Source organism: Endozoicomonas sp. ISHI1, from assembly GCF_024606225.1.
In the GTDB taxonomy this organism is placed as follows: Bacteria; Pseudomonadota; Gammaproteobacteria; order Pseudomonadales; family Endozoicomonadaceae; genus Endozoicomonas_A.
In genome coordinates this window covers 69,798-84,079 of record NZ_JAGRPU010000016.1, presented here as the reverse complement: position 1 = coordinate 84,079, position 14,282 = coordinate 69,798, and the positions used below count along the sequence as shown (strand labels likewise).

At 48.7% G+C, this 14,282-nt stretch carries 15 protein-coding genes; 9 read left to right on the top strand and 6 right to left on the bottom strand.

Features of this window, described 5'->3' with window-relative positions; translation table 11 throughout:
- The first annotated feature begins 144 nt into the window (after positions 1–144).
- Positions 145–1,053, top strand: a complete 909-nt coding sequence (locus tag KBW69_RS11950) for a methyltransferase domain-containing protein (RefSeq protein ID WP_257281018.1) — start codon at positions 145–147, stop codon at positions 1,051–1,053.
- A gap of 380 nt (positions 1,054–1,433) precedes the next feature.
- On the opposite strand, the gene KBW69_RS11945 is transcribed toward KBW69_RS11950, so the two are convergent.
- Entirely contained in the window at positions 1,434–2,084 is a 651-nt protein-coding gene (locus tag KBW69_RS11945) for a ChrR family anti-sigma-E factor (RefSeq protein WP_257281017.1), read from the bottom strand.
- Complete coding sequence (locus KBW69_RS11940) at positions 2,081–2,638, bottom strand: sigma-70 family RNA polymerase sigma factor (protein WP_257281015.1); 558 nt, start codon at positions 2,636–2,638, stop codon at positions 2,081–2,083. The genes KBW69_RS11945 and KBW69_RS11940 overlap by 4 nt, the downstream gene beginning before the upstream one ends.
- A 177-nt stretch (positions 2,639–2,815) precedes the next feature.
- Here KBW69_RS11940 and KBW69_RS11935 point away from each other — a divergent pair, with 177 nt between their 5' ends.
- From KBW69_RS11935 to KBW69_RS11910, 6 genes are all read left to right on the top strand, one after another.
- A complete protein-coding gene (locus KBW69_RS11935; protein WP_257281013.1) occupies positions 2,816–4,177 on the top strand; it encodes an NAD(P)/FAD-dependent oxidoreductase in 1,362 nt (453 codons plus the stop codon).
- Positions 4,174–5,028: a DUF1365 domain-containing protein gene (locus tag KBW69_RS11930; protein WP_257281011.1), complete on the top strand. Its 855-nt coding sequence runs from the start codon at positions 4,174–4,176 to the stop codon at positions 5,026–5,028. The genes KBW69_RS11935 and KBW69_RS11930 overlap by 4 nt, the downstream gene beginning before the upstream one ends.
- Positions 5,029–6,300 carry a cyclopropane-fatty-acyl-phospholipid synthase family protein gene (locus KBW69_RS11925; RefSeq protein ID WP_257281009.1) on the top strand — a complete coding sequence of 424 codons (1,272 nt, stop codon included), beginning with the start codon at positions 5,029–5,031 and terminating at the stop codon, positions 6,298–6,300. It begins immediately after the preceding gene.
- Between the two features lie 22 nt (positions 6,301–6,322).
- A complete protein-coding gene (locus tag KBW69_RS11920) occupies positions 6,323–6,880 on the top strand; it encodes a DUF3833 domain-containing protein (RefSeq protein WP_257281008.1) in 558 nt (185 codons plus the stop codon).
- On the top strand, positions 6,877–7,650 hold the full coding sequence (locus tag KBW69_RS11915; protein WP_257252372.1) for an SDR family oxidoreductase: 774 nt from the start codon (positions 6,877–6,879) through the stop codon (positions 7,648–7,650). Before KBW69_RS11920 ends, KBW69_RS11915 begins: the two co-directional genes overlap by 4 nt.
- A gap of 94 nt (positions 7,651–7,744) precedes the next feature.
- The gene (locus KBW69_RS11910) at positions 7,745–8,161 is read left to right on the top strand and encodes a hypothetical protein (RefSeq protein WP_257281007.1); all 417 of its coding nucleotides are present in this window, start codon (positions 7,745–7,747) and stop codon (positions 8,159–8,161) included.
- Positions 8,162–8,180: 19 nt separating this feature from the next.
- Here KBW69_RS11910 and KBW69_RS11905 read toward each other — a convergent pair whose 3' ends face one another.
- Positions 8,181–9,728, bottom strand: a complete 1,548-nt coding sequence (locus tag KBW69_RS11905; protein ID WP_257281006.1) for a cryptochrome/photolyase family protein — start codon at positions 9,726–9,728, stop codon at positions 8,181–8,183.
- 129 nt (positions 9,729–9,857) lie between these two features.
- Between KBW69_RS11905 and KBW69_RS11900 the strand changes: the two genes are divergently transcribed.
- Positions 9,858–10,916, top strand: coding sequence for a hypothetical protein (locus KBW69_RS11900; RefSeq protein ID WP_257281005.1), 1,059 nt, complete (start codon positions 9,858–9,860; stop codon positions 10,914–10,916).
- 53 nt (positions 10,917–10,969) lie between these two features.
- Here the strand turns inward: KBW69_RS11900 and KBW69_RS11895 are convergent, their stop codons facing one another.
- Complete coding sequence (locus KBW69_RS11895) at positions 10,970–11,692, bottom strand: DapH/DapD/GlmU-related protein (protein ID WP_257281004.1); 723 nt, start codon at positions 11,690–11,692, stop codon at positions 10,970–10,972.
- A gap of 129 nt (positions 11,693–11,821) precedes the next feature.
- Here KBW69_RS11895 and KBW69_RS11890 point away from each other — a divergent pair, with 129 nt between their 5' ends.
- The gene (locus KBW69_RS11890) at positions 11,822–12,439 is read left to right on the top strand and encodes a class I SAM-dependent methyltransferase (protein WP_257252626.1); all 618 of its coding nucleotides are present in this window, start codon (positions 11,822–11,824) and stop codon (positions 12,437–12,439) included.
- Here KBW69_RS11890 and KBW69_RS11885 read toward each other — a convergent pair.
- Both KBW69_RS11885 and KBW69_RS11880 read right to left on the bottom strand, forming a co-directional pair.
- Entirely contained in the window at positions 12,436–13,521 is a 1,086-nt protein-coding gene (locus KBW69_RS11885; protein WP_257281003.1) for a prenyltransferase/squalene oxidase repeat-containing protein, read from the bottom strand. The genes KBW69_RS11890 and KBW69_RS11885 overlap by 4 nt on opposite strands.
- Positions 13,514–14,272 (bottom strand): class I SAM-dependent methyltransferase, encoded by a 759-nt coding sequence (locus KBW69_RS11880; RefSeq protein ID WP_257281002.1) that lies wholly within the window; start codon positions 14,270–14,272, stop codon positions 13,514–13,516. The genes KBW69_RS11885 and KBW69_RS11880 overlap by 8 nt, the downstream gene beginning before the upstream one ends.
- Positions 14,273–14,282 lie beyond the last annotated feature (10 nt).

Sequence of the window (14,282 nt, the reverse complement as noted above, 5' to 3'; positions counted from 1 at the left end):
GCAGCTATTCTCGGTCAGGCTCCTAGCAGCCTGTCGGACTTAAGGCTGCTAGTAATAGAAGAAGTATCCCTCTAATATCAGGTAGCCGCACGAGCACTGCACGCACATACAGGCTTATCCAAAGGAATCAGTGATTTATATCTTATGACCATTTTCGCATTTCTATCCGGCATCCTGTTAACCTGGCTGGTCATGTCGGGACTGCTATCCCAATTGATCAGTCTTATCATCAGTATCTGGTGGCCGCCTTCTAACGGAGAGCGGGGCATGCTGGCTGATCAGTGGCTTCTTAACAGTGGGGTATCTACCTCTTCAGGCTGGAGGTTAATCGGTTATTGGCGCGAAACTTCAGATTATGGTCATGCCTGCTCCGAGCTGGCCGGTCTTCTTGCCGATAAAGCCTGTCTCTCCAATCAGGACAAAGTACTGGATGTTGGTTTTTCCAGTTACGATCAACTTCTGGTCTGGCTTGATTATTATCAGGTTGAGTCACTCACCGCATTGGCCGAAACGGAACAGCTGCTGGCAGGCGCTCAGGATCAGTGTGATCACTATGATCAGCTAAAGCTGGTAAGAGGCCATGAGCTGGAGCTGGCCAAGCTGGAGGCAGACTCTTTTGACAAACTGCTGGCGCTTGATTGCGCTTACCAGTTTGATAATAAAGCACGCTTTTTCAACAACGCCAGAAAAGTGATTAAGGAAGGAGGCAGCCTTACCTTAACCGATATGGTACTCAGCCGTCCTTTCAAGGATCGTATGGAACGGAGAATGGTCAACCTGCTGGCAAGACCCTGTGGTATCTCTGCGGCAGGCTTGATGGTTCGGCAAAAGTATGAATCCCATCTGAAAGAAGCAGGCTTTGAAAAAGTTGAGTGTGCAGACATCAGTCAGGATGTACTTTCTGGCTTCTGCTTCTGGTTCTCACAACACTATCGACAATTGTCGCCTGTTACCCGTCCAAAAGTCTGGATTCGTTTGAGGTTACTGGTCTGGTTTATCCGCTGGATGCAACATCGGGGATTGCTGGAATATCACGTCATTTCAGCACGATAATGACAGTTATATTTCACTATCCACAGATATTGTGGATAACCTTGTGACTTGTTTTTGGATACATATGGAACCCCCATTAAATAGGGGTTTTTCATTAACTGCTCAAAAAATAACCAGTTAATTCTGCAAATGTTTAAAGGCTGTCGTATAGATTTACCTGACAAAAATGCATCAAGGTTGTGGATAACCAGGGCACCCTTGAGCTAGCAGCCTGTCGGACTTAAGGCTGTCCTACTGCGGTTGCAATAAATTGGTCTAAAAATTCCTGCTTCTTCGTCAAATAGCTCGCTATTCTCCTCAGAAGCAGAAATTTTTATCCTCAATTTCTTGCAATCCTCGCTACGGACGCTTAAGTCCGACAGGCTGCTAGTGTGCATCACTCAAAGCTGGAAGAAAGGTTGCAGAAGCCTGGGAACGAGACCATTGAATCGTAAAGGTGCATCTGTGGCAATCAGACAAATGCAGTGTTCGCCGGTGTCTGCTACTGGCTGATGCTGGACGTCCGGGTCCAGATCAGCGACATCCCCAGCGCAAAATCGACCCAGCTCATCGGAATAGGAACCCCTCAGTACCATAGTGAGCTCAGAGCCGGTATGCCCATGGGAAGGCATGCAGGTACCCGGAGCGATCTTTAATAATCTCAGGTTACTACCGGACGCTGGCAGGACGAATTGCTTTAGTCCCGGAGCCATATACCGCCAGTGCAGCTCGTCAAGATAATATCCGAGTAAGGGTCTGAAAGGCGCCGGTATATCAGCATCGTTTGGTACATACTGTTCTTCCCTGCTGATGATGGGTACCTGCTCTGTCTCATCAAGTAGAGCAAGAATGTCGTCTTTTGCATGATCAGACATTGTCGCTGGTACCAACTCTTCCAGCAAACTGATACCGACCTGTTCAGCTTCCTGAACCTGTTGTCGGCAATGGCTGCAAACACTCAGATGAGCAGCAACCACAGTAGCAATGGCATCGGGCAGGCTACCTGCGGAGTAACTCATCAGGGTGCTGAGGTCAGGATGATGTGTAGTCATTTTAATTCTCCCGCCTGACTACGAAGTTTGTTGAAAGCCAGCCTCAAGCCTGACTTTACACTGCCCAGTGGCATGTCCATGTCTTCAGAAATTTCACGGTGGCTTTTTCCTTCGTAGTACACCTTGTATACCAGCTGAGCCTGTTGTTGAGGCAGGCTCTTGAGGGCCGATTTGATTTTTTCTGAATCAAACTCTGCCATGGCCGGTTCAAAATGGCTTTCCGGATAATTATCCAACGGTGTCATCAAGTCCGCTTTTTCCTTTCTTAGTCGATCAATCCAGAGGTTACGCGCTATCCTGAATATCCAGGTGGACGCCGTAGATTTACGGGGGTCGTAACTTTTGCAATGTCGCCAGACAGAGAGCATAGTTTCCTGAACCAGCTCTTCAGCCATTTCTCCGTGAGCGCCTTTGGTCATCAAGTGTCTTTTTAATCTGGGGGCAAAAAAGTCGTAGAGAATCGCAAACGTCTGTTTGTCCCGGTAACGGCCCAGATCAACTAATGACTGCTTGAGCTTGTCTGGCGTGTCAGAGTGACTGTTTTCTGAATCCATTGTGCTTCTGTTCAAAGATGGACTTATCATCAGAATATCGTGTGTCCGGCTCATTTGTCTCTGTCTACGTCGATGAGTGTGTTTTGGATCACATGAACGCGAAGCATCTAAAGGTAGTGATCCAAATAAACCACTAAGGCGTAGAAATGATTGAAAATTTTGTTTACAGGCCGCCCTATGACAGCTAAAGGACTCAGCATTGCTGTAATTGGATCAGGCATCAGCGGGCTGTCCAGCGCCTGGCTGCTGTCTAAACAGCACAGTGTCACCCTGTTCGAAAAAGATGATCGTTTTGGAGGTCACAGTAATACCGTGATGGTTCAGGATGGTGATCAGTCTGTACCAGTGGATACAGGTTTTATCGTCTTTAATAATAAAACTTACCCTAATCTAACGGCTTTTTTTGACCATTTGGACGTACCCGTTATCAACACGGACATGTCTTTTGCGGTTTCCATGAATCAAGGGCAGACTGAATATTCCGGAACAGACCTGAATGGTCTGTTTGCCCAGAGGTTAAACGCCGTAAAGCCCGGTTTTCTGAGAATGTTGGTGGATATTTTCAGGTTTTATCAGTCCAGTACGGAGTTGATGAATCAGCTGGATCCATCGGTCACTCTCCGCGAACTGCTCACGGGCCGCGGCTACAGCCAACGTTTTATTGATGATCATTTGGTCCCTATGGGGGCAGCTATCTGGTCAACGCCTTCTGACCGTATGCTGGATTATCCAGCCCTGGCTTTTATGCGGTTTTGCCAGAATCATGGCTTACTCCAGCTGACAAACCGTCCTCAATGGCAAACAGTCAGTGGCGGTAGCAGAGAATATGTTCGCCGCATTTTGGATGACATGGATGGACTGGCCATTAAGAATCGCTGTGTTCGAAAGGTCAGACGCCATATTGACAGGGTTACCGTCACAGATTTGCAGGGCGACATACATGAGTTTGATCATGTCGTCATGGCCTGTCATGCAGATACTTCTCTGTCCATGTTGAGCGAACCCAGTGAGTTGGAACAACTGCTATTGGGATCGTTCAGTTTCCAGCGAAACCGGGCTATTTTGCACAGTGATGAACGACTGATGCCTACCAGAAAAAGAGCCTGGGCGAGTTGGAACTATTTTGGTACCCAAACCAATGAAGGACCTTCGGTCACATACTGGATGAATCGTCTTCAGCATCTGGAAGGCCTCCCTCTATTTGTCACTCTGAATCCTGCTATAGAGCCGGAGTCTATTCATGGTTGCTACCTCTACGACCACCCCGTGTTTGATAGAAATGCCCTGGAGGCACAATCAAGGTTGTGGGAGTTACAGGGCCGCAATCGCACATGGTTCTGTGGTGCCTGGTTTGGTTATGGCTTTCATGAGGACGGTCTTCAATCTGGTTTGGCTGTTGCAGAAGCACTGGGTGGAAAACGAAGACCCTGGTCTGTTGAAAACCAGAATGACAGACTGATCTGGCCCGAACATGGTATCGGCAAAAGGCCGTTCACTCTTGCTACAGAGAGTAGTGTCAGCATCAGGAGGCGGTCATGAAGTCAGCGGTCTATTGGGGACAGTTAATGCACAACCGTATTCGGCCCCGGAAGCATCGCTTCTCATACCGGGTTGCCTCCTGGTTCATTGATCTGGATGAGCTGGACCACCTTGATGGTCAGCTGAAGCTGTTTTCGGTGGAGCGATTTAATGTGTTCTCCTTGCATCCAAAGGACTTTGGTGACGGTTCCGGAAGCTGTCTCAAAACTCAGGTAACCGGGCTTCTGTTGGCGCATGACATAGCGATACCTGAGCGAATCTTCATGCTCTGTTACCCCAGGGTTCTTGGCTACATCTTTAATCCCCTGACGGTCTACTACTGTCTGGACTCAGAGGAGAAACTGTCTGCCCTTATTTATGAAGTGACCAACACCTTTGGGGAACGACACAGTTACGTTATCCCGATAGAAAAGAGTGAGAGCAATAAAGTCAGCTTTCACCAGTCCGCCAAAAAGCAACTTCATGTTTCTCCCTTTTTTGAAACCGATTGTGAATACCATTTTAAGGCACAGTTACCCGATCAAATCCTGAAACTGAGTATTCATCTGCACAATACTAATGGCCGGATATTTGCAGCAGTACTTAAAGGCGAACGACAGGTGCTTAGTGATCTGAACATCCTCAGGCAGTTGTTTGTTCTGCCATTGCAGGCTTTCAAAGTGACTCTGGCCATTCATTGGGAAGCTTTTCGGCTGTTCATTAAAGGGATTCGGGTGATTCGCCATGTACCGAAAGATCGCTTCTTCAGTTGGAGTCCTGGCATCACAAACCGTTGGCATAGCAACCTGAAACGCACAGGGAAACAGACAAGCATGAACGAACAAAAAAAGTACCAGAAACAGGGGGTATAAATGTTGGACATTTCAGGAAAAACCCTGTCGCAGAATGGATTGTCTCCCCGACAGAGTGCGTCAAATGCCCATGACGAAAGAGAACTCTTTCTCAACAAAGCACCTTCCAAAGCCCTTACGTGGCTGGTGAAAAGGCTGGAAAAGGCTTCGCTGAGTCGTATTGAGTTACAGCAAAAAGACAGTCTGTTAAAAGTGGGTGCGCCTCTTAGGGACGTACCGATTGCCAGAATCAGGATTTATCGTCCTTTTAGTATGCTCCTGGCAGCCAACCGGGGCGTTATCGGGCTGGCAGAGTCTTACATGAAAGGGGACTGGGATACACCAGACCTGCAAGCTCTGCTGGACTGGGGAATGTTCAATGAAAAGCAAATAGACAAACAGTTTTCCACAAACTGGCTGTCTCGGAAACTGAATCGAGCCAGTCATCTTTTAAACAACAACAGTCGTTCAGGAAGTCGTCGAAACATTGCCGCTCATTATGATCTGGGCAATGACTTTTATCAGTTGTGGCTGGATCACTCCATGACTTATTCCAGCGCTATATTCAGCAACAACGATGAAACGCTCGAGCAGGCTCAGGCCAATAAATATAATAAGGTACTGAGCTGGTTGGATATAATGCCAGAGCATTCCGTTCTGGAAATTGGTTGTGGCTGGGGAGGCTTTGCCCGGTCATTACAGCAACAGGGGGGACAAAATTACTCTGGGGTGACTTTGTCCGCAGAACAGTTGCACTTTGCCCGTGATTCAGTTCAGCAGGAAGCTGGTTTCAACTTTTACTTGAAGGATTACCGGGATATTAAGGGACAGCATGACCGCATTGTCTCCATAGAAATGTTAGAGGCGGTGGGAGAGAAACACTGGCCCATCTATTTCCAGAAAGTATGTGATGCTCTCAAGCCTGGCGGAGTGGCGGTGATTCAGGTGATTACCATTGATGAAGAGCGCTTCAGAGATTATCGGGCAGAAGCCGACTTTATTCAGCGTTATATCTTCCCTGGAGGTATGCTGCCGACGGATCAGGTAATCCGTGATCAATGTCATCAGGCAGGTCTGGCTATTGAGAATACTTATGCCTTTGGCCGTGACTACGCTAAAACACTATCAATCTGGGCTGAGTCATTCAGACAACGCTGGCCGGAGATTATGACTCTGGGCTTTGACGAACATTTTAAACGTATGTGGTTGTTCTACCTGGCTTATTGTGAAGCCGGCTTCAAGCAGGACAGCATTGACGTGAGACTTTATCGGATCAGTAAGCCGGATTCATGAAGCAGGCAGGGAGGTCTTATTTATGCGGGAAGCACTTCAGAAACGATACACGCAGGATCAACCCGTTCTGACCATTGAGCAGTATTTTCAGGGCATGACCTATGCCAGGGGTGAGTTTGTCGATCGTTTCGGGAACATTCGGAACCACTTTGAAGTCATTATGAAAGGTTCGACAGAAGGCGATGAATTAATACTGGATGAAGACTTTATTTATGAAGATGGCTCGACATCCAACCGGCTGTGGAAAATAAAAATACTGGCTGACAGACATTATGAAGGCCGGGCGAGTGATTTGATCGGCCTGGCCACAGGAAGAAGTCAGGGCAATACCTTTAACTGGACCTATGAAATGAATTTACCCATCAAGGGTATTAACTGGCGGGTTAAGTTTGATGACTGGCTGTTCCTGCAGGAAAATGGCCAGATTCTCAATATTGCTGATGTCAGCAAATGGGGATTCACCCTGGGCACTCTCAACTTTTATTTCAGTAAAGACTGTTCGCTGATCAGCGCATCATCATTGGAAAAGCTGCAGATTCCGGATGCAGAATCTTCCAGCCCTTCAGAGGACGCACAATGAAAAAACGCCGGTCTCTGAAAAACAAGGTGATCTGGATTACCGGTGCCAGTCAGGGAATCGGTCGCCAGCTGGCGTTAACGATGGCCCGACAAGGTGGTACTGTTATAGCGACGGCCCGTAGTTTCGGCAATCTGGATCGGCTGCAGAATGAAGCGCTTGATCTGGACGGTATTATCATCCCTTTGCCCGCTGACGTGACCCGTCATGATGAAGTAATGCGGGCGGCTGAGGTGATTACGACCCGCTTTGGTCAGGTAGATATTGCCATATTGAATGCAGGTACATTCATCAAGACGGCAGGCGTGGACTTCAGATCCAACCATATGCGTCAACACTTCGAATTAAATGTGATGGGCGTTTGCCATTGTCTGGACGCATTAATCCCGATGATGGTGAATCGGCAGTCAGGAACCCTTGCTATCAACGCATCACTGGCCGGGTATCGTGGTTTACCTGCTGCCGCGGCTTATGGTGCCAGCAAGGCGGCACTGATCAATATGGCCGAGTCGTTGTACACTGACCTGAAACCTCAGGGTGTGGATATTAAACTGATCAACCCGGGGTTTGTAAAAACCCCCCTGACGGATAAAAACACGTTTAAAATGCCTTTTTTAATGGATGTTGAGTCGGCAGTGGATGCTATTGTGCACGGTTTGAATGGCAAGCGTTTTGAAATTCGATTTCCAAAAGTGTTTGGCATGATTATGGGGACGCTCAGAGTCCTGCCCTATAAGGCCTATTTTGGTGTGACCCGTCGCCTGCAACAATGAGGGTCTCTTCAGGTTGTGCCAGCACCGGCTCAGCGGCACTCTGTTTCGTAGACACGGGAGGTCGGCCAAAACTCATTAAGAGACCCTATTCCTTATGAAGCTTGCGAAGTATCTTATCTCCCTGATTATTGTTTTAGCTGTCACGGTTTGGCTTGAGGTAAAGGGCTCGTTCACCCCTCTGGTGAGAGAGGATATTACCAAGCCGATATTTACAATCGGTGATACCCGCTATCACAGCGCCCTTTCAGAAGGTAAAAATGTCATCAAATTTGGACCAATGTTCTGGGGTTTATATCCGGGTGGGTTGGCATTTAAATCTGTCGAAGAAGCCATAGCTTTTATGCAAAATAATCAAAGTGAGCAGGATGAACCTTCTTCCGGCTGGGCAGTCTACGAACTGACCGGGGACTTTGAATTGGACACTTATCGATCACACGAGTACCGTTATTTAAATCAATCGTTACTGGTCAGGCAGCGAGTGATCCACTCTTCAGCCATGACAGAGCCCTAAACTCTGAGGCTGTATCGAACTACAGCCTGTTTATTTTCTTCAGGTACGCCTTCGCCTGACGGGTGATGACAGCCTGATCATCGACGGACTGCTTGTCCCAGTTCTTGTAGATCATGCCGAGCCTGGGGTTCTTGCTGAGTTGCGCTCTGTGTTTCACCATAAAGTGCCAGTAAAGGCCGTTGAATGGGCAGGCTCGCTCGCCGGTTTTTTGCTTCACATTGTAGTAACAGCTTTTGCAGTAATCACTCATTTTATTGATGTAATGACCGCTGGCGGCGTAGGGTTTTGAAGCCAGCAAACCACCATCTGCAAACTGACTCATACCACGGGTATTTGGGAGCTCCACCCACTCGATAGCATCCACATAAATGCCCAGGTACCACTCGTCAACCTGACTGGGGTCGACGCCAGCCAACAAACAGAATGTGCCTGTGATCATCAGTCTCTGGATATGGTGGGCATAGGAATAATCCAGAGACTGACCAATAGCCTCCTGAAGACAGGTCATTCGGGTTTCGCCGGTCCAGAAAAAGTCCGGCAATGCCCGCTTAGCTTTGAAATAGTTGAGAGAGGAATACTGCGGCATGTTGACCCAGTAAATGCCCCGGACGTACTCTCGCCAGCCAAGAATCTGTCGGATAAATCCTTCAACCTGAGCAATGGAGATGGACTCCGGGTCTGCCTGCCAGGCTTTGACTGCAGCTTGAATAACCTGCACAGGGGTCAGCATTTTACTGTTCAGGGCAAAGGACAGACGGGAGTGGTATAGGCTCCATTTTTTGTCACTCTGGTGAGTCATAGCGTCCTGAAACTGTCCGAACCGTGGAAGCCCATGCTGACAGAAGTAGCGCAGCTGTTTGAGTGACTGCTGCCTCGTAATCGGCCAGATCAGGTCTGGAGTGGCCTTACCAAAGTATTGAATATTGTGTCTATCCAACCTTTCCAGAATCGTTGTCACTGGATTGCTGAATATCAGGGGTTCAGGGATTGCCTGGAGATCACTGACTTTAAAAGACTTGCGATTCTCATGGTCATAATTCCACTGACTGCCCTCTGGCTGGTCTCCGTCCATCAGAATGTCGAATCGCTTTCGCATCTTGCGATAAAAATGCTCCATTCTTGTGGCCTTCCCCTGGCTGAAATAGCTCGAAATCTCATCAAAGGGCAGAAAAAAGTGTTCGCTATCGACTTCTTGAACACCAGCACCGATATCCATGCCCTGCAACTGCCTTAAAAGCCGGTATTCATCGGCTCTCTGGTATTCGAACTGCTGAATCTTGTAGGTTTTGACCAGCGAATGCAGAAGAGATGGCAAATCCTTGTATTGAGCCGTCTCATCGAGCGTTAAATGCAAAACCTCATGGCCGGATTTTGCCAGCGCCGCGGCAAAAGCCTCCATAGCTGCAAAGAACGCACAAATCTTCTGCACATGATGCTTGACGTAGGAGGCTTCCTGATAGAGCTCTGCTATCAGATAGAGGGTATCCGGATCTTTGTTTCGGAACCAGCTATGGCCAGCGTATAGCTGATCTCCAAGGATTAGTCTCAGCGTCGAATAGGATTTCATAAAGCCCTCGCTAACATCGGTCTACTCTGATCCTTGCCTTTAATGCCCCGTTAGGCAAGGGGAACTATTTCACCCTTAACCAGGTCTTAATTATTAATAAACGGATTTAAAAACAAGAGGAGTACCATTATGAAGTATCTAAAGATGTGTCTATTGATTCTGGCTCTGCCCCTTCAGGCTTCGGCAGAAGAAATGAACCAGGAAATGATTCATTCAGCCGCCACAGCCTACGGCCTCGATATTTCAGGCCAGTATCCTTCAACTGCTGAAGAGAACAGAGCTTCTGCCATCCACGAACAAATGCTCGCTGCGGGAGTCATCGGTGACGACCACACGGTGGACCGGGCTTTTTCTGAAGCCTATACAGCGCTTGGAAGTAAGAAAGCAAATGAAAACTTTTCTCAACTGTGTGAAGCGTACAAACTGTCAGCCTCTGAGAATAAACCCTCTGCAGAAGACGTACTGAATGCCATGAAAGCTCTGGAGTTTGGCAGACACTTCAATGCGGGCATTGAAGCATCCAGAAACAGAGACGATGGTTTCGTGCTTCACAAAACACCTTCCTTCATTAAAAAAGGTATCAAGGCACTCCTGCCCTCCCATTCAAGGAGTTTCAGAAAGCTGATTGAGCACAGCCATGCCAGAACCATGATTTTCAATATCAATAAAGACCTTGCCAATATACTGGGCATCGGTTCGAAGGCTCGTAATGATCAGGTTAAAGACATCGTCGGCTTTGCCATGAATAGCAAAGATTCACGACTCATAAGGAGTAACGCCGGGAATGCCGAAGGCATGAGTAAGGGGTTCAATGCCGTAGCCGGTGGAGCTGGTTTGCAACTGAGTAAAGTAGATCCTGGAAAAGTCGTCAGCCATTACAGTGGCAAGAGTCAGGCAGATGTGATCATTGCTGCCGTCACAGAGCATGCTGCAAAGCATGAAGACATTGTCTATCTGCTGGCATTCTACGGACAGTCCAAATACCAATATTTCACGGTCAGTATCTCCAGAGGGTTCATCAACATTACCTTTGCGGCTGATGATAACAGACCGGTTCCGGTCATCATTACTTCAATGCCCGCAAGCAGAGTCGATTATTCAACAATGGCTGCAGCCATTGATGACTTCATGAGAGGCAAGGATGAAGTGCCGGATCTGCTGGGTATCTGGAGAATGGCTGACCAGTAAAACAACTTGATTCCGGGCTAATTGTCCACAACAACCCTGGCAGGGCGTCTCAGTTAATCCCCCTTTTTGGGAAACAGCTTGTGACGAGCCCAGCCTCTCAGGGTATTCGCCCCTAAAACGTAGCGATCCAGTTCTTCCTGCATGTGAAGGAAATGATCGCTATCGCGAAACATAAATTCTCTTTTCAGCATCCGGCGATGGGGGTTCAGCTTTTTGATGACTTTAGCCGGGTTGCCTCCCACTACCGTATTGGGAGGAACGTCTTTCACAACCACAGCGCCTGCTGCCACGACACTGTTCTCGCCGATTGTGATGCCTTTGCCGACTTTGGCACCATGCCCCAGCCAGACATTATCTTCCAGAACAATGGGTTTGCTGCAGCGGAATGGTCGCAGTCGGTTATAGAGACCGTGCCAGTCACTGTCGGACAGGTAGCAATCGGCGGCTAACATACAGTTGTTACCAATGGTAATACTGGCTGCTGAAGAGATAGTTGTTCCCGGAGATATCAGACAATGATCACCAATTTTGATATCGCCCTGAATGCCCCGACCGCTCCAGGTGGAAAGACTGACCGGGTTATGACGGATACTGATCAAGTGGACAAAACGACCGATGGAAATACCGGCGCCATGAACATTGACGGTAGAAGGATGGACCACCATCGGGTGCTCACCCAAGTGTTCAAAATGTTTGCTGAAAAAGTGCCGGATATAAAACTGCTGCCAACGGTCTGAGAGCTTCTTGATCCAGAAAGGTTTATGATTTTTACGCACTGCTCGAGCCTGATTTGTTATTATGCCTTTGAAGCCAGTCGCCTGACTGAACTACTTCCGACGTATAAAATGAAAAAACGAACTACATCTTTACAAACTGATTCAATACAAACTGATTCATTAAGAACTATGCCTGTACAACTGCCACTCAATATCGATTCTGTTAAAGGCTTTCTGGCTCCGGACGAAGGCGAAGCACTTCACCAGTTCGCTCTGGAAGCCAGTCAGCTGGGCCCCTGTCTGGAAGTTGGCAGTTACTGTGGCAAGTCTACGGTCTACCTGGGTGTTGCCTGCCAGCAAAATAACAGTGTGCTCTATGCCGTGGATCACCACCGTGGGTCAGAAGAGCACCAGCTGGGGGAAGAGTATCACGACAGTGATCTCTACGATGCCAGCATTCAACTGATGGACAGTTTTAAAACGTTCCGAACCACCATGCGTGAAGCCAGACTGGGCGATACGGTTGTCCCTATTGTTGCTCCTTCTGCTGTGGCAGCCCGTCACTGGGCCACCCCTCTGGGCATGGTGTTTATTGACGGCGGACACAGTGAAGAAGCGGCCCAGACGGATTTTCGCAGCTGGGTCAGCTTTATCAAGCCCGGTGGCATTCTGGCAATACACGACATCTTCCCTAATCCCCAAGACGGTGGGCAGGCTCCTTACAACATCTGGAAGCTGGCGAAAGCCTCCGGATTGTTTGAAGAACTACCCATGGTCAACACGCTGGGGTTATTCCGCCGCCGTTAACTGTTAACGGCTGCCAGGGCCTCTTCGGTTTCTGGCAGTTCCGGTTTTATTTCCAGACTTGATTCCAGAAATAAACGGGAAGCGGCTGTGTACTCGGTTAGAGCATCTGCTGCCAACAAAATAGCACCGGCTGTCCAGGTCGTTTTCTCTAGCGGCCAGATCACGTCTTCGACGTACTGATAGCCCGTCCAATAGCCGCCATCACTGTCACGCCAGTTGTGCAACCAGCTATAGAGCTGAGTGGCTTTCTGCTTTTCACCCGCGGCCAGGAGCGCCATGGTCAGCTCGCAGGATTCGGCAATGGTGACCCAAGGTTGATCGCTGACACAGACACAGCCCATGTCCTTGCGGACAAACTTGTCCCAGAATGTCTGGATTCGGTCACGAGCTTCCTGACCACGGAAGACACCGGCCAGAATCGGGTAAAACCAGTCCATGGAAAAGCGCTCTTTACTTTCCCAGGTGCGGTCAAAGTTCTCAGGATGATACTTCAGAGCCTGTCCCAACTGTTGCCAGGCGTCGTACCATAGCTCAACCTTCTTGTTCAGGGTTTCAGCGATCTGAATGGCGCATTCCAGACTTTTCAGAACCGAAGAGCAACCTGTAATCAATGCATCCCTGTCTGGCTGCCCCTCTTCCATGACGGCCCAGTAGATCTCTCCTGTAGGCGCCTGATGTCGTAGTACGAACTGGATAGCAGCCTCGATCATTGGCCAGTTCAGTTCTAAAAACCCGGTATTTTGACTAATCAGGTAGTGATGCCAGACACCGGTCGCCACATAGGCGACAAAGTTAGTTTCTCTCTTGTCACTGTATGAAGGCTTGCCGTCCTGATAGTTGGCATACCAGCTGCCATCTTCCAGCTGTTCTTTTCGCAGCCAGTCATAGGCGCTTTCAGCTTCAGGATAATGACCAATGATACTCAGCCCCATGGCAGCTTCAGTATGATCCCAGGGGTCCAGCTTGCCACCGGCAAACCAGGGAATGCTGCCGTCTTTCTGCTGTATGGAGAGAATGTAGTCTGCTGTCTTGTTGAGAAAATCTCTCGGGAATAGTCCTTTGGTCAGCAGCAAGCTATCCATAAAAGACCTCCTTGTTGGTATCGCTGGATTTACCTCTGCCCGGCTCCCACTCGAAGTACATCACTACACTTTTTCCCATGACCGGATCCAGCAGCTTTTCGGTCATTCGGGTTACCTTCGGCTTTTCCATAAGATCCCATACCAGCAGCTTGTGATAGTGATCGACCAGTTTCGAAGGCTGCTCCCATTTCCAGCACTTAAGCCACCAGTAGGGAACATGCAGGGCGTGAGCCCAGTGCCGTGAATAACGACGCCAGCCCAGCGATTCAATATCATGTCGAAGGTGTGTGGCGTTAAAGATGCGTATATGACCGCCTTCAACCTCGTGATAAGCCTTGCTCAGTCGCCAGCAGATTTCTTCCGGCCAGGCTCTGGGCACACTGACTGCCAGCAAACCATCAGGCTTCAGTACCCGTTTGATTTCGGCCAGCACCCCATGGTAATCAGGGATGTGTTCCAGCACTTCGGAACAAATAATCTTGTCAAACGTGCTGTCTTCAAAAGGCAGCTCCAGAGCATTGCCTTGAATAAAGCGAATACTGCGACCGTCTTCTGCCCCCTGAAGGAATTGAACAGATTCCTGCTGTCTGCCACGGGCTGTTTGCAAATCTTTTTCGCACAGATCAATCCCTGTTACATCCACCCTGGCCTCCAGCCAGGCTGCAATGGAATGACGGCCCTCACCGCAACCCACGTCCAGTACTTTATCGCCATTGCGTAACTTAAGACGATTAAAATCAATGGTTTGCATCTTGTTTCAG